Origin of the sequence: Micromonospora echinofusca (assembly GCF_900091445.1) — a bacterium.
Lineage (GTDB): Bacteria > Actinomycetota > Actinomycetes > Mycobacteriales > Micromonosporaceae > Micromonospora > Micromonospora echinofusca.
In genome coordinates this window covers 2,759,615-2,777,489 of sequence record NZ_LT607733.1, presented here as the reverse complement: position 1 = coordinate 2,777,489, position 17,875 = coordinate 2,759,615, and the positions used below count along the sequence as shown (strand labels likewise).

Below are 17,875 nucleotides of genomic sequence, written 5' to 3'. Positions count from 1 at the left end.
CATCCGGACTGAGAGGTCGTCGTCGATGAAGGCCCAACTCGTTACCGCGACCGCCCTGGTGGCCACCCTGGCGACCACCCTCGCCCCGCCGCCCGTCCAGGCCTCCCCCGCGGCCGAGCGCCCGCCCGGCGGCGAGCACGGCTGGGTCACCTCGACCCTGCGGCACATGAGCCTGCCGCAGAAGGTCGGCCAGCTCTTCGCCACCTACGTCTACGGCGGTGACGCCACCGAGCCCACGGCCGCCGACCGCGCCGCCAACCGCGCGGCGTTCGGCGTCGAGACGCCGGCGGAGGTCGTCGACCAGTTCCACCTCGGCGGCATCTGCTACTTCTCGTGGTCGCACAACCTGGACAGCCCGCGCCAGATCGCGACCCTCTCCAACGGACTGCAGCGGGCCGCCGTCGGCGACGGCACGAAGGGCCGCGTGCCCCTGCTCATCTCCACCGACCAGGAGCAGGGCGTGGTGCTGCGGATGCCCGCTCCCGCCGCGCAGTTCCCCGGCTCGATGGCCCTGGGGGCCGGGCGCTCGCCCCAGGCCGCACGCGAGGCCGCGGAGATCACCGGGCGCGAGCTGCGCGCGGTCGGCATCCACCAGCCGTACGCGCCGATCGCCGACGTCAACGTCGACCCCGGCAACCCGGTGATCGGCGTACGGTCCTTCGGCGCCGACCCCACCCTGGTGGCCGACCTGACCGCCGCCCAGGTCGCCGGGTTCCAGGACGGCGCCGGCGCGACGGCGGTGGCGAAGCACTTCCCCGGGCACGGCGACACGGCCACCGACAGCCACACCGACCTGCCCGTCATCGACCACACCCGCCAGGAGTGGGACCGCATCGACGCGCCACCGTTCCGGCGGGCCATCGACGCGGGCGTCGAATCGATCATGACGGCGCACATCGTGGTACCCGCGCTCGATCCCTCCGGCGACCCGGCCACGCTGTCCCCGACGATCCTCACCGGCGTACTGCGCGGCGAACTCGGCTTCCGGGGAGTCGTCGTCACCGACGCGCTGAACATGGCCGCCGTGCGGCGCAAGTACGGCGACGACCGGGTGCCCGTGCTGGCGCTCAAGGCCGGCGCCGACCAACTCCTGATGCCGCCGGACCTGCGGCTGGCGCGGGACGCGGTGCTGCGGGCCGTCGCCACCGGCGAGCTGACCGAGCGGCGCGTCGACGAGTCGGTCCGGCGCATCCTCGCGCTGAAGTACCGGCAGGGCCTGGCCCGTTCACCCCTGGTCGACGTCGAGCAGGCCGTACGCACGGTCGGGGCGCCCGCGCACCTCGCCGCCGTGGCACGGGTCACCGACCCGACCCTCACCGCCGTGCGCAACGACGCCGGGCTGCTGCCGCTTCGCCCCGGGCGGCGCTCGGTGCTGGTCACGGGCTGGAACAGCGCCGCCTTCGCGACGGTGGAGACCGTGGCCGGCGGATTCACCGCCCGCGACGCCCGGGTGACCGCCCGCCCCGCGACCCTGCCGTCGGACAAGGTGATCGCCGAGACGGCCGCCCTGGCCGCCGAGCACGATCTCACCGTCGTGCTGACCAACAAGGCGTGGGACACCGCCGTCACCGATCCACGCGGCACCCAGCAGCGGCTGGTCGCCGCCCTGCTCGGCGCGGGCAGGCCCGTGGTGGTGGTCGCGGTCCGGGATCCCTACGACATCGCGTACCTGCCGGGCGTGAGCACCTACCTGGCGACCTACTCGTACACGCGGGCGGCGATGGACGCCCTCGTCCGCGCGCTGCACGGCGAGCTGTCCCCCCGTGGCCGACTGCCCGTCACCATCGCCACGGCCGACGGCTCGGGCACCGTGCTGCACCCCTACGGCCACGGCACGAGCTGGTAGGAGGCAACCCATGTCGTCGCTGCGTCCGCTCGCGCTGCGCCCCCTCGCGCTCGGCCTGGCCGTGGCCGTGTCGGGCGCGGCCCTCGCCCCCACGGCCGCCGGGGCCGCACCGCCGCCGGCCGGTTCGGCACCGCCGAGCGTCACGCCCGCCGACATCCACTTCCGGCACGACACGCTGCGCCCCGGGCACGCCCGCGAGGTCGGCCTGCTGCCGGAACACGTGGACCGCATGCCCGCCGACCTGGCGGCGTACCTCGCCCCGACGCCGGACCACCCCGGCCATCCCGCGTACGCCGGTGCCGTGGTCCTGGCGGCCAAGGACGGCGTGGTCGTGCAGCACGCCGCGGTGGGTTCCGCCCTGAGGTACGCGGCAGTCGGGCCGCCGCCCGGGCTGGTCGGGGTGGAACTCCCCGCCGACCAGCAGCTCCCGATGCGGCCCGACACCATCTTCGACCTGGCCTCGGTGTCGAAGCTGTTCACCGCCGTCGTAACCATGCAGCAGGTCGAGCGCGGACGCGTGGACCTCGACGCGCCGGTCGCCCGGTACGTCCCCGAGTTCGCGGCCGGCGGCAAGGAGACCGTCACCGTACGGATGCTGCTCACCCACACCTCGGGGCTGCCCGCCTTCGCGCCACTGTGGAGCAGGTACGCCACGCCGGCGGAACGGTTCGCCGCCGCGCTCGCCACGCCGCTCACGGCCGGCGTGCGGCCCGGTACCCGCTACGTGTACTCCGACCTCGGGCTGATCGCGCTGGGCGTGCTGGTGGAACGGGTGAGCGGCCGGCCGTTGGACGCGCTCGTCGCCGACGACGTCGCGGCGCCGCTGGGCATGACCGACACGGGCTACAACCCGGGGCCGCAGCGGCGCCCACGGATCGCCGCCACGGAGTACCAGCCGTACGCCGGGCGGGGCATGGTGCACGGCGAGGTGCACGACGAGAACGCGTGGTCGCTCGGCGGGGTGGCCGGGCACGCCGGGGTGTTCTCCACGGCGGCGGACCTGGCCGTGCTCTGCCAGACCCTGCTCAACGGCGGCGAGTACCGTGGGCGACGGATCCTGCGCCCCGACACGGTGCGCGCCATGCTGATCAACCACAACGCCCCGCTGGAGCAGGCCTATCCCGAGAGCGACCGCGGGCTGGGCTTCGAACTCGACAAGCACTGGTACATGGCGGGACTCTCCTCCCCGGTGGCGTTCGGGCACACCGGCTTCACCGGCACGTCGATCGTCGTCGACCCCCTCTCCCACTCGTTCGTCATCCTGCTCAGCAACCGGGTGCACCCCGATCGCGGCTGGGGCAGCAACAACGTCGCCCGGCGCGCCGTCGCGCGCGACCTCGCCGAGGCGGTGCCGGTGCGGCCCCGCTCCCGCGAGGCCTGGCGCGCCGACCCGCGCGACCTCGCCACGGCCACCCTCACCGCCCCGCTGCGTCGGGCGGCGCGGGGCGGCACGGCCAGTTTCCTGCTCTGGTACGACACCGAGCCCCGCTACGACAGCGCCCGCGTGGAGGTCTCCACCGACGGGGGTACGACCTGGGCACCGGCGCCGATGGTGCTGCGCCACTCGGACCGGCGGTGGAGCAGCGACGGCACGGTCACCGGCTTCGGCGGCCGGGTCTGGTGGCAGGTCTCGGTCGAGCTGCCCGAACTGGCGACCCACCTGCGCTTCAGCAGCACCACCGACGCCTCCAGCCAGGGCCGGGGCGTCTACGTCGACCGGATCGTGGCGGCGGACCGGGACGGGCTCCTCTTCGCGGGCGAGGGCGGCGACGCCGCCCGGCTCGTTCCCGCCGGCTGGTCGCCCGCCCGCACCTGACCCGGTCGCCGGGGCCCCTGGCCGCGTCCGCCCGCGCCCGGTTCGACGTGGCCGAGCACGGCCGCCGAAGGGCCCCGCCCCTACTTCGACCGGGAAATGCAAGCAATTTATGGACGCCTACATGTCCCTGTTTTTAACCGCAGCGAGACGCGACGTCACTAGGGTCAGTGGACCCGTCGATCGGCGTCGTGGCGAGATCCGTCCCGCCGTGGTGGGGCACCGGAAGGGGTGGGAATGAGGGGGGTCGCTCCGCTGGTCATCGGCATCGCCTCCTCGCCGGCCGAACGCAGGCGGCTCGCGCGTCTGCTCGGCGGGACGGAGGCGTTCCTCATCGTCTCGAGCGTCGCTCAGGCGCGTACGTTCCTCGGCGTCGCCGGGACGCCCCCGGTGGCGCCAACGGCGCCCACCGCGCCGACCGGGCCCGTGGCGGGACCCGCGACACCGCCGCCAGCCGACCTGAGCGTCGACTCCGACCGGCGGGTGCTGCGCTGGCTGGACCGCGAGGTCGAGCTGACCCGGCTGGAGCACGACTTCCTGCGCTGCCTGGTCGGCGCGCCGGGGCAGGTCTGGACCTACGAACGGCTGCACCTGGAGGTCTGGGGCAACGTGCACCTCGGACGGGGCTCCGACATGCACTCGGTGGTCCGCCGGGTGCGGCACAAGCTCGCCCGGCTGGACGCCTCGGCGTCGATCCACGCGGTCCGCGGGGTCGGCTTCCGCCTCGCCCCGGTCTGAGAACGGGCCCTCCCTCGACAGCCGACGCGGTCCGGCCCGCCTGGTGGGAAACCAGGCGGGCCGGACCTGTCAGCCGACGGTCGGGGTCAGCAGCGTACGGGCGACAACGCGAAGTCCTCCACCGTGGGGGTGGCGGTGTTGATCCTCGTCTGGCGGGTCTGGGGCTTCCAGCCGTCCTTGGCGACGATCATCGTCAACGGGTTGTTCCGACGGTCCATCCAGTAGGCGTACTTGCCCTCGGCGTCCGTGGCGAACGTCCAGGACATCGCCCACGAGTCGACCTGCACGGTGGCACCGGGGATCGGCGAGCTGGCGCCCTGGCAGCTCGTCCCGGTGACCGTACCCATCAGCTTGCCCCAGGTCGTCGGCTGCAGCACGTTCAGCGTGACCGCGACCGGCTCCACCGTGTAGGGGGTGTTCTCCTTGATGGCGACCGAGGCGGTGTACGTGCCGGGCTGGTCCACGTTCGCGGACATGCCGACGTTGACCGTGACGGCCTCGCCCGGCGCCAGGGTGGCCGCCGTCTTGTCGATCGTCATCCAGCTGACGTCGGCGGTGCTGGCGGCGCACTCCTCGAAGCCGGGCAGCGCCTCGCTGTCCCGCGTCGCGGTGAAGCCGCCGGAGGAGCCACCGACCTTGTAGAAGCCGCACGCCGCGCCGCCACGGTAGCGGGCGGTGTTGGCGTTCGGCAGGCTCGACCACGAGGAGGTGGCCGGGTCGTAGGCGAAGCCGACGTTGGTGATGGCACCGCCCTGGGAGCCGCCGACGACCAGGAACTTGCCGTTGGCCACGGCGAACGAGCTGGCCCAGTTGTCGGCCGGCGCGTCCGCGATGGCCGTCCAGGTGTTGGCGCCCGGGTCGTAGGCGTAGCTCGCCTTCTGCGCGGCGGAGCCGTCGTTGCCTCCGGTGCAGTAGACGATGCCGTCGATCCCGCCGCAAGAGAGGAAGGCCACCGACTTCGGGTAGTCGGCCAGGGTCTCCCAGCTGTCGTCGGCCGGGTCGTAGCGCACGACGTCGTTCGACATCGGCGTGCAGGACGCGGTGGTGCAGCCGCCGATGGCGTACAGCTTGCCGCCCGCGACCGCCTGGCCCGCCGCGGAGCGCGGCGCCGGGTTGTCGGCCTTCTCCGTCCAGGTGTTGGCCGCCGGGTCGTACGACCAGGTGGTGCCGTCCGGGCCGGCCGCCGCCCAACCGCCGGTCGCGATGATCCTGCCGTCCAGGACGCCCACCGTCATGGCGGTACGTGCACCGGGCAGATCGGCGATCGCGGTCCAGGTCTGCGCGACCGGGTCGTAGGCGTAGTTCTTCGCCGAGGACGCCGAGCCGGTGCCGCCGGCGATGGAGTACACCTTGCCGCCGAGGTTGACCACCCGGTTGTCCATCACCACGGCCGGGTAGTTGGCGATGTCGGTCCAGGGCGCGGCCTGCGGGCCGGCCTCGGGCGACGCCGCCGCCGTCGACTTACCGGACGTCTTCGCCGCGAACGAGGTCGGGACCTCGAGCCGCTGCACCGGCGCGCCCTGGGAGCCGAGCACCTCCTGCTTGCTCATCCGGGACCCGTCGGCCCGCAGCAGCTCGAACCCGCCGGCGCGCTCGCTGAACTCGACGGCGACCGGGGCCCCGCCGGTGTTGGTCACCGTGAACGACTTGGTGACCTTGCCGCTGGGCATCCGGGCCGAGCCGGTGACCTGGGTCGGCTTGACCGACAGTCGGCCGGCCGCGAGCTGGAAGTTCGCCGCGGTGGCCCAGTCTGCCTGGACGTCGACCTGCTTGCTCTGGCTGACGTAGCTGCCGGCCCGGGCGGTGAATCTGTGGGTGTCCGTCAGCGTCGAGAACAGCCAGTAGAAGCCGTCCGCCAGCCCCGGGTCGTCCGGCGTCGCCACGGTGGTGGCCTTCTCCGTCGGCCGGTCGTCGCTGGTGACGGTGGCGCCGTTGACGTAGCCGTTGTCGTTCTTGTCACGGACGTGGCCGAGCACCAGACCGCCGTCGATCGGCTCGCAGGTGAGCTGGCTGCCGATCAGCACGTTGTCGACCGACCACCACCACTCGTACGAGGCGTCGTAGTAGCGGAACCGGACCCGGGCCTGGGCCTGGCCGGCGGCCTGCGGTACGGCGATCTCGGTGACCTTCGGGCCGCGCACGTCGGCGGCCTGCCGGAGCACGTTGGTCCACGTCGTCCCGCCGTCGAGGCTGAGGTCGACGTCCGCGCGGTCGCTGCCCAGCCAGTTGTAGTCCTGGTTGAACCGGATGACCGGTGCCGTGACGCCGGTCAGGTCGACGACCGGGCTGACCAGCGAGGTGTCCTGCTTGCCGCCGGAGCCGTACTCGTCGCTGTCGATGATCGCGAAGTTGCCGGTGCCCCCGGTCAGGTTGCCCCGGGCGCCGTCGTCGGTGAACTTCCAGACCTGGCCGCTGCCCGCGTGGTCCACCACGGACCAGCCGGCCGGCACGGTGCTGCCGTCGAAGGTCTCGTACTCACCGTCGGAGCCGAACCGGTAGCCCGGCGCCGTGGTGCAGGCGTTGGTCTGCACCGGCACCGCCACGTTGGCCGTGGCGTTGCCCGCGCCGACCACGACCTGCTTGTTCACCGTCTGGTAGCCCGGGTACTGCGACTCGACCTTCAGGTCGTAGGTGCTGCCGGCCGGCAGCTTGAGGCTGTAGCGGCCGTTGACGGGCGTGGTGTAGTCGGACACGCCCGACTGGCCCTCCACGGTGACCTTCGCGTAGAGCGGCCAACCGTGCCCGGATCCGTCGGTGACGGTTCCGCTGACGGTGACGCTCGGCACCGCGGTCAGGGCCACGTCGAGCGTCGTGGTCGCGTTGCGGGCGACCGCCGCCGGTACGGTCTTCGCCTGGTAGCCGAACGCCGCCACGGCGACCTGGTAGTCGCCGACCGGCAGCAGCGACGAGTAGGTCCCGTCCGCACCGGTGGTCAGCTCGCGGTCGGCGGCGCCGGTCAGGCTCACCGTGGCGCCCGCGATCGGGGCGCCGGTGGTCGCGTCGGTGACCTTGCCGGCCAGCGTGCCGCTGTCGCCGATCGGGGCGCCGTTGAGCAGTGCGAGCGCGTCCAGCCGGCCCTCGCCGAACACGTTGTTGTCGTCGGCGGTGCCGCCGCACTGCGCCTCGGCCTTGTCGGTCGCCGAGTCGTCGAGCAGCGCGCGGGTGGCGGTGACGTCGCCGACGAGCGCCGGCGCGGCGGACCACAGCAGCGCGATCGCGCCGGCGAGGTGCGGGGCGGCCATCGAGGTGCCGTTGTAGCTGGCGTAGCCGCTGCCCGGAATGCTCGACCGGACGTTCACGCCGGGCGCCGCGATGTTGGGCTTGATCTCGCCGTTCTGGCCGGCGCCCCGGGACGAGAAGCTGGCGATGTTGTTGTTGACGTCGTAGGCGCCCGCCGAGTAGTTGCTGACCAGGCTGCCCGGTGAGCCGCTGGTCTGGCACGCCGAACCGCTGTTGCCGTTGGACCAGACACCGAAGATGCCCGACGCGGTCCACGCCAGCGTCACGTCCTCCATGAACGGGTCGTTGGAGGGCAGCGTGGTTCCCCACGAGTTGTTGATGATGTTCGGCCGCTTGCTGGCGTCCGGGTTCTGGCCGTTGAGGTCCGTCGGCTCGAGCATCCACTGCCCGGACGTGACCAGTGCCGCGTCGCTGGGGCAGCAGCCGTTGGCCGCGATCCACTTCACCTCGGGGGCGACACCGATCTGGTTGGCACCGTCGGCGCCGGCCATCGTGCCCATCGTGTGCGTGCCGTGGCCGTTGGTGTCGCAGGGCGCGGCGCAGGAACCGGCGGCGCGGAACCAGTTGTAGTTGTGGTCGAACGTGCCGTCGCCGTTGTTGCCCCGGTAGGAGTTCACCAGCGCGGGGTGGTTGAACTGGACGCCGGTGTCGATGTTGGCCACCGTGATGCCGGCGCCCTTGACGCCGTACTGGGACCAGACGTCGTCGGCGTTGATGTTCGCGACGCCCCACTCGAGGGCGTTGACCGTCTTCTCGTCGGTGCCCTTGGTGACCTCGGGCACCTCGTAGGCGACCGGGGCGTACAGGCCCTCGACCTCGGCGTGCGCGGCGAAGCTCTGCGCCATCGTCAGCGAACCGCCGCTGACCTTGATCGCGTTGGTCGCCCAGAAGGTCTCGTACTTCGTTCCGGAGCCGTCGAGTTCGGCGCGGATCTTGGACTGGCTGTTGGCGGCGGTCTTCTTCAGTGCGTCGGCGACGGCGGTCCCGCGCTTGGCCCAGTCCTTGATCGCCGCGGCCTCGCCGAGGTCGGCCCGGTCCTTGAAGCGGATCCAGAAGTCGCCCTCGGTCTTGCCCTGGAGCTCCTTCGTGAGCTCCGGCCGGATCTTGTCGGACGGGGAGGCCTGTGCGCCTGACCCGGTCGCGGCCAGGCCTGTCGCGGCGAGGATCATCGCCGCACCGGCGCTGACCAGGGATCTGGCCAAGCGCCTCGTGGGTGGACGTGTGAACATTCGGTGGTGCCTCCTCCAGAACGACCCAGAGTGGAACGAGCCATGGTGGAGGGCGCAGGGGCTGGCCCGTCTCCGTTCGGATGATCGGGATCCGGCCCCTCCATGCCCCCCAAGGCACCGCGCGGGTCACGCCGGCTGCCCGTCTGGACACTATGATCGACAAGAATGGACGATCAAGAATTTGCCGTAAGCAATTTGTCACTAGGTGTTGGCCGGCGAATGGGGCGCTTGCCGACATTAGTCAGGGCCATGACGAAGATGGGCAGAGGCTGTCCATAGTTTCCGGGTGGGTGCTGTGGGGGCACGCGACGAAGGCACGGTGCCGGACGCTCCAGAGCCGGCCGACGAACCCTTTCCGCTGGTGATCGCGGTGACACCGTCGCCGGCCGAGCGGATACGACTGGCCGAACGCCTGGAGGGCGTCGCGCCGCTGCTGCTGGTGGCCGACCTCGACGAGCTGCGCAGGCTGATCGCGGTCCCGCCGCGGCTGCCGGCCCAGCCGTCCTCGCCGGCTCCGGCCGGCACGCCGGGCACGACGGACGACGACGCGCTGCTGATCGACTCGACCCGGTCGACGGCCCGCAGCCGGGGCCGCGAGGTCGGCCTCACCCGGCTCGAACACGACCTGCTGTCCTGCCTGACCACCGAGCCGATCCGGGTCTGGAGCTACGCCGAGCTGCACCGCTCGGTCTGGCGCGACGAGGGGCGCGAACGCAGGGCGGACGTGCAGTCCCTGGTGAAGCGGCTGCGTCGCAAGCTCCACGACCTCGGCACCGGGGTGGCCATCGACGCGGTGCGCGGCGTCGGGTTCCGGCTGACCGACCATCAGCAGCCGAGAGTCAGCGGTTCCGGCTGACTGCCTGACTTAGGCAGACCGCGCCCGGCGCAGGCTGACCGGTGGACCGAAGCGCACCGGGACGCCGGGGGAATACAGCACGCTGACCGGCGCGCCGACGGGCGCCGGCAACCCGGCGGCCGCGACCAACTCGTCGTCGAGGTGCAGCAGTTCCGCGCGGTGCAGCGGCCAGCGCGGATGCCAGTTCGGCAGGTGCAGCGTCCGCCCGTACGCCCGGGTGTGCAGCCCCCAGCGGGCGGTGACGAAGTGCTCCAGCGGGGTCGGGTCGGTGATCGGCTCGCCCACCCGCACCACCATGCGGCTGGTCGCACCGGCCGGGCCGGGCCACCGGCGCCGGCACCGGTAGGTGTAGCGGTCGCCGTCGCGCTCCAGCCGCATCGCCGACCACGTGTACGGCAGCCGCAGCGTCGCCCGGGCCACCAGCACGGGGACCAGCCGCGACGCGTCCAGCGAGCGGAACACCACCGCCCGCCGGCCGGTGTCGTCGACCGAGTAGAGCCGGACGTTGGTCTCCCAGAAGCTGCCGAGGTACGGCACACCCGGCCCGCGCCCGAGGCCCACCCCCACCATCCGGAAACCGATCAGACCGACGTGACTGACCCCGTCGAGGGTGTCGGGGCGCGTCCCCGCGGGCAGCAGCGGCGCGACGAGTTCAGGCGCGACCGCCCAGTGCAGGAACGTCAGATCGTCCCAGCGCTGCCGCAGGAGCGCCCACGGGAACGCCTGCCCGGGCGCCGAGTCGACCGGCTCGATGTCCACGTACCCCATCCTGCCCCGCGCCGGCGGGCGACGTCACGCGGGCGGCGCCCGGCCCGCCGCCCCAGGCCGTCGCCGGCCGCTCAGGCGGCGGCGAAGGCCAGGGCGACCAGAGTCCGTGCTCAAGGCGTGGGCGATCGCCGACGCCCTTGGGGAGATCGACGGTCACCTCGTCCGGCTCACGCCGGGGCGTGGGTAGCGTCGACATCCCGATCCGGCGCCGCGTCCGGCCGCGCCCGACGGGCGGCGCCCTCCTCGCCGGCGCGCTCCTGCGGGAGTACGGGAACGGGCGCGCGCCACGACCGCCACAACCGGCTGTACCCGCCCCCGGACGCCAGCAACTGCTCGTGCGTACCGTGCTCGACGATGCGCCCGTGCTCCAGGACGACGATGCGGTCCGCGGTGGCCGCCTGGCTGAGGCGGTGCGCGACGATCAGCGTGGTGCGGCCCTCGGTGGCCGCCGTGGCGGCGCGCTCGAGGTCGCGCGCGCCGGCGCTGCCGGCCTCCGCGGTGGCCTCGTCGAGGACCGCGACGGCGGGGTCGGCGAGGACGAGACGGGCCAGGGCGAGCTGCTGGGCCTGGGCGGCGGTGAGCTGCCGCCCGCCCTCCCCCACGCACGTGTCCAACCCGTCCGGCAGCGTACGCAGCCAGTCGGTGACGCCGACGAGGTCGAGGGCGGCGGTCACCTCGGCGTCGGTGGCCTCGGGGTCGGCCAGGCGCAGGTCGTCGCCGAGCGTTCCGGCGAAGACGTGCACCTCCTGGCTGATCAGGGCGATCTCGCGACGGACGCGGTGCTCGTCCAGGTCCCCCAGCGGCACGCCGCGCAGGCTGACCGCGCCCCGGGTCGGCGCGATGATTCCGGCGGCGATGCCGGCGAGCGTGCTCTTGCCCGCCCCGCTCGCGCCGACGAGCGCGACGCGCTCACCGGGCGCCAGGCTGAGGGCGACGTCCCGCAGCACGACGGGCCCGTCGTCGTAGCGGTGCCGGTCGACGACCACCTCCAGCGCCGCGGGTCCCGAGCCGGCCCGCCCTGCGGACCGTCGGGGCCGGCCGGCCCCGGACCCGTCGGGCGACGCGGTGTCGACGGACGCTGAACTGTCGGGCGCGGAGCCGCCTGGCGGCGCGGAGCCGCCTGGCGAGGCGGCGGGCGCGGAGCCGGCGGGCAGCGTGGTGACGCCGACGAGCCGGGCGAGGCTCGCCCCGGCCTGGAGCACGGAGTCGGACTGGAGCAGCAGTAGGCCGATCGGGTTGAACAGGCGGTGGAAGTAGAGGGCCGCGGTCGTCGCCGCGCCCACGGTGGCCAGGTCGTCGCGCACCAGCAGGAAACCGGCGAGCAGGACGGCGGCGAGGCCGACGAACTCCGACCGGTTGATCCGCAGCCCGAACCGGGTGTGCAGGTTGAAGATCTCCAGCGACAGGTCGCGGGCGGCGACGGAACGATCGGCGATCCCGCCGACGTGCGCGTCCTCCAGCCGGTAGGCGCGCACGGTCGCCGAGCCGCGCAGCGCCCCGGCCATGGCCTGTGTCCGCTCGCCCGTCGCGACCCGTTCGCGCGCGTAGTACGGCACCGAGCGCCTCAGGTACCAGCGCAGCGCCAACGTGTAGGCGGGGGCCGCTGCCAGCCCGGCGAGGCCGAGGCGCCAGTCCAGCGCGAAGAGCCCCAACGCGGTCAGCACGATGGACAGCAGCGCGCCGAGGAAGGCGGGGCCGCTGGTGGCTATCACGTTGGTCACCACGGCCACGTCGTCGCCGGCGCGGGCCACCAGGTCCCCGGTGCCGGCCCGCTCCAGCGTGGCCGACGGCAGGTGCAGGGCGCGGTCGAGGACCCGCTCCCGCAGCCGCGCCAGCACGGTCTCGCCGAGGCGTGCGGTGAGGGCGGCGCCGATCGCGGTGAGGACGCCGGCGAGCACGGCGGCGCCCGCGATCACGCCCGCCCAGGCCACGATCCGCGGCGTGTCGGAGCCGGCGATGACGTCGTCGACGAGGCGGCCGAGCACCCAGGGGGCGACCAGCCCGGTCGCGGCGGCGGCGACCAGCAGGATGGTGGCGGCGGCGCTGAGCCCGGGCAGCCGGGCGAACTCGGCCCGCAGGGCCGCCCAGGTCTGCCGGGTGGTTGCCGTGGGCAGCAGCCGCCGCGACGCGGCGCCGACTGCGGACTGGTCGGTCATCGCAGGACCTCCTCCCGGTAGCGGGCGTCGCCGGCCAGCAGCCGCTCGTGCGGGCCCTCGGCGACGACCCGTCCACGGTCGATGACGGCCACCCGGTGCGCGGTGCGCAGCAGGGCCGGACTGTTGGTGATCAGCACCGTGCCGCGGGCCGCCGCCGCGCGGGCTGCGGCCAGCCCCTCGGCGAGGTGCGCCTCGGTCACCGCGTCGACCGCCGTGGTGGGGTTGTGCAGCACCAGCACCGGCGGGTCGGCGACGAGCGCCCGGGCCAGCCCGACCCGCTGCCGCTGGCCGCCGGACAGGTTGGCGCCCCGCTCGGTGAGCAGGCGGTCGATGCCGTGCGGGTGCGCGGCGAGCACGTCCTCGGCCGCTGCGGCGCGTACGGCGGCGCGCAGGACCGCCTCGTCGGCGTCGGTGCCGGCGGCGAGGTTGGCGCGCAGCGTCCCCTCGAACAACGCCACGTCGTGCGGCTCGACCAGGAGGATGCCGCGTACGGCGTCGATGTGCAGGTCCTCGGCGGGCGTGCCGTCGACGTACAGCGTGCCCCGGTAGTCCTCGCGGGGCACGCGGCCGGAGAGCAGTGCCACCAGCGCCTCGGCGTCACCCGGGTCGTAGGCGAGCACGCCGAGGACCTCACCGGCGTCGACCCGCAGGCACAGCCCGTCGAGCCCCGCGTGCCCGATCGTGTCGAGGGCGAGCCGCGCCGGGGCCGGGGCGGGCGGACCGGCGGAGCCGGGCCGGGTGAGCGGCTCGGCACCCAGCACCCGGGCGACCCGCCCGGCGGAGGCGCGGGCCATGGCGAACAGCTGCACGGACCAGCCCAGCGTCTGCACGGGCTCGGCGATGAACTGGGCCAGCCCGACGACGGCGACGAGTTCGCCGATGGTGAGCCGGCCCTGGAGTGCGAGCCAGCCGGCGACGCCGGCGACGGCCGCGAGGAAGAGGCCGTTGACCGTGGTGGTGAGCCCGAGGTGCAGGCCCTTGGTGGTGGCGGCGCGCAGGGTGACGTCGAGGGCGTGGCGGCTGGCGGCCGCGTACCGGCGTGCGGCGTGGTCCTGGGCGCCGATGCCGCGCAGCACGCGCAGGCCCGTGACGAGGTCGACGGCGAGCGAGGTGGCGGCGGCGAGGGCCTCCTGCTGTGCGGCGCTGCGCCGGCTGAGCAGCGGCGCCATCCGTTGCAGGGCGACGACCACCAGCGGCACGCCGACGAGCACGCCCAACCCGAGAGGAACGTCGACGACGAGCAGCGCCACGGCCGCGACCGCGATGGCGGTGAGCGCGGCGGCGCAGAGCCCCGCGACCCGTACGACGAGCGCGGACAACTCGGCGTCGGAGGCGGCGACGGAGAGCAGCTCGCCGTCGCGCATGCCCGAGCGGTTCCCGCGCGGGTCGAGGGCGCTGCGGGCGATCTCGACACGCAGGAGGTGAGCCTCCTGCTCCAGGGCGGCGTACCCCAGACGGGCGCCGGTGCGGTAGGCGAAGGCGAGGACGGTGAAGAGGACGGCGAGACCGGCGAGGGAGAGCAGCAGCGCCCGTACGTCCCCGGTGGCGACCGCGCGGTCGATGATCACGCCGATCGCGACCGGGACGAGGGCCTCGGTGGCCTGGTGGGTGCAGAGCAGCGCGGTACCGGCCACCACGCGACCGCGCTGGCGACGCAGGGCGCGGCGCAGGACCGTCCCTCCACTGACCTTCTCGGATGTGTGCACGAGCTGCGCCCTCCCAGCGATCGAGGGCCAGGTTAGCCTCACCTAATGGCTCCGGCGAACGGGGGCTCGGCGACCCGTCAGCCGCCCACGTCCGCGCCGAGGTGCGGCATCCCCTACCGGGCTGGCCTTGTCCTCATCGCCGCCATCATCTGGCTTCCATGATCGACAGAACGGGCCCTAGGCGGATTCGAGGACGAAGAAGAGGAAACACATGAAGGACCCGGAGTTCATGTCGGGTGGGAGCAGTTCCGCGGGAGTGTCCGGAGAAGGGGGCGGTTCGCTGATCGTCGCGATGCGGAACCCGGCAGCAGCAAAAGCATCTGCGATGGCGTGCAGCGGCCGGTGCCAGTAGGTCAGCCACACGGTCTGGCCGTCCATGACGTAGTCCTCGGAGTACTTCGTCAGCGCGAAGTAGTCGGCCTTGGGATACGCGATCGCATAGATCGCGGGGTGGATGACCGAGAGGATCAGGCGACCGCCTGGCTTCAGCACGCGACGCAGCTCGGCGAGGGGACCGGACCAGTCCTCCAGGTAGTGCAGGACCAGGGACGCGACGACGTCATCGAACTCGGCGTCTGCGAACGGCAGTGGCGCGCTCAGGTCCGCCACGTGCACGTCGGCGTCTTCACCCAGCCTCTGGCGGGCCAGGTCGACCATGGCCGCACTCGCGTCAAAGCCGGTGACCACGGCTCCCTTGGCGCGCAGCGCGGCTGACAACGGGCCGGAACCGCACCCCGCGTCGAGGATCCGGCGACCTCGTACGTCGCCGGCGAGACGGAGCATCTCAGGTCGCTCGTAGTACGCGTTGAAGAGGTTGGACTCGTTCTCCGCCGAATAGGCGTTCGCGAACCTGTCGTAGTCACTTGTTGTCACCGTGACCCCATTCCCATGAGAGGCAAGGATGCATCCCTACCGAAGCCGCGTGGGTGCGACAAGATCGGCAGGACACGCTAGGCGTTGGCGGGGTCCTCGCCGGCCGCGGGCCGGTAGCAGTCGCTCGCCAGGATCAGGGCGACGCGGTCCCGGCTCGCGGTGGTGGTGAGGCTGATCGTGATCCCGGTGTCGGGGTCACGCATCGACACGGCGCCCCGGGTGCCGTCGGCGAAGGTGCGGTCCTCGGTGATCTCGTAGCCCTGTTGCCGCCACATGTCCCGGATGCGCCGCAGCGTGGTGATCTGGTCGGCGGGCGAGACCGGAAGCCCGGCGAAGCCGCTCAACGTCCACCGTCCGTCGTCGGCGATCTCGCCCCGCTGGCCCTGGCAGGGCGAGGTGTTGGTCCGCCAGTCGTCCAGCGTGACGCCGGCGGTGGTGGCGACGGCCTGGGCACGAGCCTCGGCCAGGGTGCTCACCTCGGCGGCTGCCTTGGTCTGCAACGGGTCGTCCTTTCCTGACGATGGGCCGGGGTCACCGCCCGCGCAGGCGGTGGCCGGCACCAGTACGGCCGCCACCGCCACGGCGTGCCACCAGGGCGTACGGTGACGAAGGGTCACGGGGCTCTTCCGTGGTCGAGGGCGGCTGCCTCGTAGTCGCCGACGATGACGGCCGCCTGGGAGCGCAGCATCTGGCTGTTCTGCGCCCAGTATCCGCTGTGGCCGGAGGTGTCGACGTGCAGGACGTTGCCGCCGAACTCCGGGTCGTGCGGGGCGGGGCCGTGGATGCCGACGAGGCCGTCGACCAACCACTCCCCGACGACGGGTACGCCGTCGAGCCAGCCGATCGTCTCCTCCGGTCGGGCGACGACGGTGTCGTCGGCCGCGGCGCCGGCCCACACGTGTCTCGGGTCGATGGCGAACTCGCCGGCGTTCTCGACGCGCATGCCGGGACTGCCGACGGCGATCAGGTCGTCCGCGGCGAGGCCGTCGCCGGTGCTGGCGGCCTCGCCGAGGACGGTCGACCCGTAGCTGTGACCGATGGCGGTGACGTGGGAGGGACTGTCGTCGTGGGAGACGCGGAGCCCGTCGACGAAGCCGTCGAGCGCGCGGGCGCCGGCCTCGGACTTGGCTCCGAACACGGCGCTGACGATGTCGAGATTCACCGACGGGGTGTCGTAGCCGAGCCAGGCCACGACGGAGACGTCGGCGCCGGCGGGGGCAAGCTCGACCGAGGCCTCCCGCAGGTCGTTGGCCCTCCCGATCAGGCCGCGGATGTCGTCGAGTTCGGTGCCGACGCCGGGTACGAGGACCGCGGTGTGGGCGGCGGTGTCCGGGTTGCCGATCGCGACCGCCGCCTTGCCGTCACCCGTCGGATCGACCGAGAGCAGGTAAAGCCGCTCGTTCGGCGCCGCGTGCTCCGTGCCTTCCAGCTTGCCCAGCAGCATGAGCGCGGTGGCACGCTGCGGGTCGTCCCGGTCGCGGTGCCGGCCGGCGTCGTCCCCGACGAACGTGCGCAGCGCCAGTTGGTTCGCCGCGTCGCGGTCGGTGGCGGGCAGCCCGTCGAGGGCGCCGATCCTCTCCGGGTAGGCGGTGAGGTAGACCTGCCGCTCGTCGTCGGACAGGCGACTCCACCAGGCGTGCACGTCGGCGGGACTGCTGCCCGGCGCCGGGATGCTCTCCTCGCTGAGCTCGAGCGCCGCCGCGGCGGCGAGAGCGCCGTCGTTGACCCGGTTGTACTCCCAGGCGAACTGTCCCGGCGCGCTGGCCTTCAACTGGGTCAGGGCGCGGGCGATCCGGCTGTCGGCCTCGGTGGCCTCGGTGACGATCCGCGTGATGAGATCGGTATAGATCGCGGCGTTGCGGACATGCCGACGGTGGATCGTCTCCGCGTCCGGGTCGTGCTTGTCCCCTGCCGCCATCGCCGGCGCGGACACCCGCCCGGCCTCGTCCACGGCCAGTCCGAGGGATCGGGCGGCCCCGACGGCCGACTCCAACCGCCGCTGCAGGTCGCCGAACTCCTCCGCCGCTTCCCGCAACACGCTCGCGGCGGTCCGCGTCTGCAGGCTCGCGACCTCGAACTCGTCATCGAGTTCACCCAGCCGGCCCAACGCGGCACTGGCGGCCGGCCCCTGCCAGCCCGAGACGCGCAGCGGTCCGGTCAGCTCGGCGCCACACCGCTCCTCCAGCTTCGCGCAGGCCCGGGACAGGTCAGTCCAGGCCTGCGCGGCGTCCCGGAGCGGGGCGACGCGCGCCTCGCGCAGGTCCGCGTACGTCACCACCGTGCGGTCACCGCCCGTGGATGTCGAAACGGGCGGCGTTGGCCTCGTCGCTGTAGCGGTAGTCCATCGCGCAGCCCTGCAGGGCGTCGCCCACCTGGGACAGATAGCGGTCCAACTTGGTCAGGTCGTCCGACCACGACCAGCGCAGCTGCTCCAGCGCCGCCCGGGTCTGCCATCCGGGCAGGCCGGCGACCGCGGCCCGCGTCTCGTCACCGACGTCGGACACGTCGCGCCGCAGATCGTCCCGCAGGTCGTCGCACACCCGCGACGCCTTCTCCAACAACTCCGGCTCGACGTGTAGTTCGATCACTGACTGGCCTCCCGCGAAGATCGATGCGAGCCTACATAACCGCCCCACGCACCGCGCGGATC

At 73.2% G+C, this 17,875-nt stretch carries 12 protein-coding genes; 4 read left to right on the top strand and 8 right to left on the bottom strand.

The window, feature by feature from the left end:
- Positions 1 to 25 precede the first annotated feature (25 nt).
- From GA0070610_RS12225 to GA0070610_RS12215, 3 genes are all read left to right on the top strand, one after another.
- Entirely contained in the window at positions 26 to 1,846 is a 1,821-nt protein-coding gene (locus GA0070610_RS12225; RefSeq protein WP_089000145.1) for a glycoside hydrolase family 3 protein, read from the top strand.
- A gap of 10 nt (positions 1,847 to 1,856) precedes the next feature.
- Positions 1,857 to 3,662 carry a serine hydrolase domain-containing protein gene (locus GA0070610_RS12220; RefSeq protein WP_089000144.1) on the top strand — a complete coding sequence of 602 codons (1,806 nt, stop codon included), beginning with the start codon at positions 1,857 to 1,859 and terminating at the stop codon, positions 3,660 to 3,662.
- 234 nt (positions 3,663 to 3,896) lie between these two features.
- Positions 3,897 to 4,397, top strand: a complete 501-nt coding sequence (locus GA0070610_RS12215; RefSeq protein WP_089000143.1) for a winged helix-turn-helix domain-containing protein — start codon at positions 3,897 to 3,899, stop codon at positions 4,395 to 4,397.
- An 86-nt stretch (positions 4,398 to 4,483) separates the two neighbouring features.
- On the opposite strand, the gene GA0070610_RS12210 is transcribed toward GA0070610_RS12215, so the two are convergent.
- On the bottom strand, positions 4,484 to 8,839 hold the full coding sequence (locus GA0070610_RS12210; RefSeq protein WP_231926088.1) for a S8 family serine peptidase: 4,356 nt from the start codon (positions 8,837 to 8,839) through the stop codon (positions 4,484 to 4,486).
- A 346-nt stretch (positions 8,840 to 9,185) separates the two neighbouring features.
- Between GA0070610_RS12210 and GA0070610_RS12205 the strand changes: the two genes are divergently transcribed.
- Positions 9,186 to 9,722, top strand: a complete 537-nt coding sequence (locus tag GA0070610_RS12205) for a winged helix-turn-helix domain-containing protein (protein WP_231926087.1) — start codon at positions 9,186 to 9,188, stop codon at positions 9,720 to 9,722.
- A gap of 9 nt (positions 9,723 to 9,731) precedes the next feature.
- On the opposite strand, the gene GA0070610_RS12200 is transcribed toward GA0070610_RS12205, so the two are convergent.
- The 7 genes from GA0070610_RS12200 to GA0070610_RS12170 all read right to left on the bottom strand — a co-directional run bounded on the left by GA0070610_RS12200 (position 9,732) and on the right by GA0070610_RS12170 (position 17,813).
- Positions 9,732 to 10,481: a YqjF family protein gene (locus tag GA0070610_RS12200; protein WP_089003447.1), complete on the bottom strand. Its 750-nt coding sequence runs from the start codon at positions 10,479 to 10,481 to the stop codon at positions 9,732 to 9,734.
- 176 nt (positions 10,482 to 10,657) lie between these two features.
- Positions 10,658 to 12,646 carry an ABC transporter ATP-binding protein gene (locus GA0070610_RS12195; RefSeq protein WP_089000140.1) on the bottom strand — a complete coding sequence of 663 codons (1,989 nt, stop codon included), beginning with the start codon at positions 12,644 to 12,646 and terminating at the stop codon, positions 10,658 to 10,660.
- Positions 12,643 to 14,352, bottom strand: a complete 1,710-nt coding sequence (locus GA0070610_RS12190) for an ABC transporter transmembrane domain-containing protein (protein ID WP_197697833.1) — start codon at positions 14,350 to 14,352, stop codon at positions 12,643 to 12,645. The genes GA0070610_RS12195 and GA0070610_RS12190 overlap by 4 nt, the downstream gene beginning before the upstream one ends.
- Before the next feature lie 177 nt (positions 14,353 to 14,529).
- Positions 14,530 to 15,225 (bottom strand): class I SAM-dependent methyltransferase, encoded by a 696-nt coding sequence (locus tag GA0070610_RS12185; RefSeq protein ID WP_231926086.1) that lies wholly within the window; start codon positions 15,223 to 15,225, stop codon positions 14,530 to 14,532.
- 77 nt (positions 15,226 to 15,302) lie between these two features.
- Positions 15,303 to 15,842: a hypothetical protein gene (locus GA0070610_RS12180; RefSeq protein WP_089000139.1), complete on the bottom strand. Its 540-nt coding sequence runs from the start codon at positions 15,840 to 15,842 to the stop codon at positions 15,303 to 15,305.
- The gene (locus GA0070610_RS12175; protein ID WP_089000138.1) at positions 15,839 to 17,503 is read right to left on the bottom strand and encodes an alpha/beta hydrolase; all 1,665 of its coding nucleotides are present in this window, start codon (positions 17,501 to 17,503) and stop codon (positions 15,839 to 15,841) included. The genes GA0070610_RS12180 and GA0070610_RS12175 overlap by 4 nt, the downstream gene beginning before the upstream one ends.
- Before the next feature lie 7 nt (positions 17,504 to 17,510).
- Positions 17,511 to 17,813, bottom strand: coding sequence for a type VII secretion target (locus GA0070610_RS12170; RefSeq protein WP_089000137.1), 303 nt, complete (start codon positions 17,811 to 17,813; stop codon positions 17,511 to 17,513).
- Positions 17,814 to 17,875: the final 62 nt, after the last annotated feature.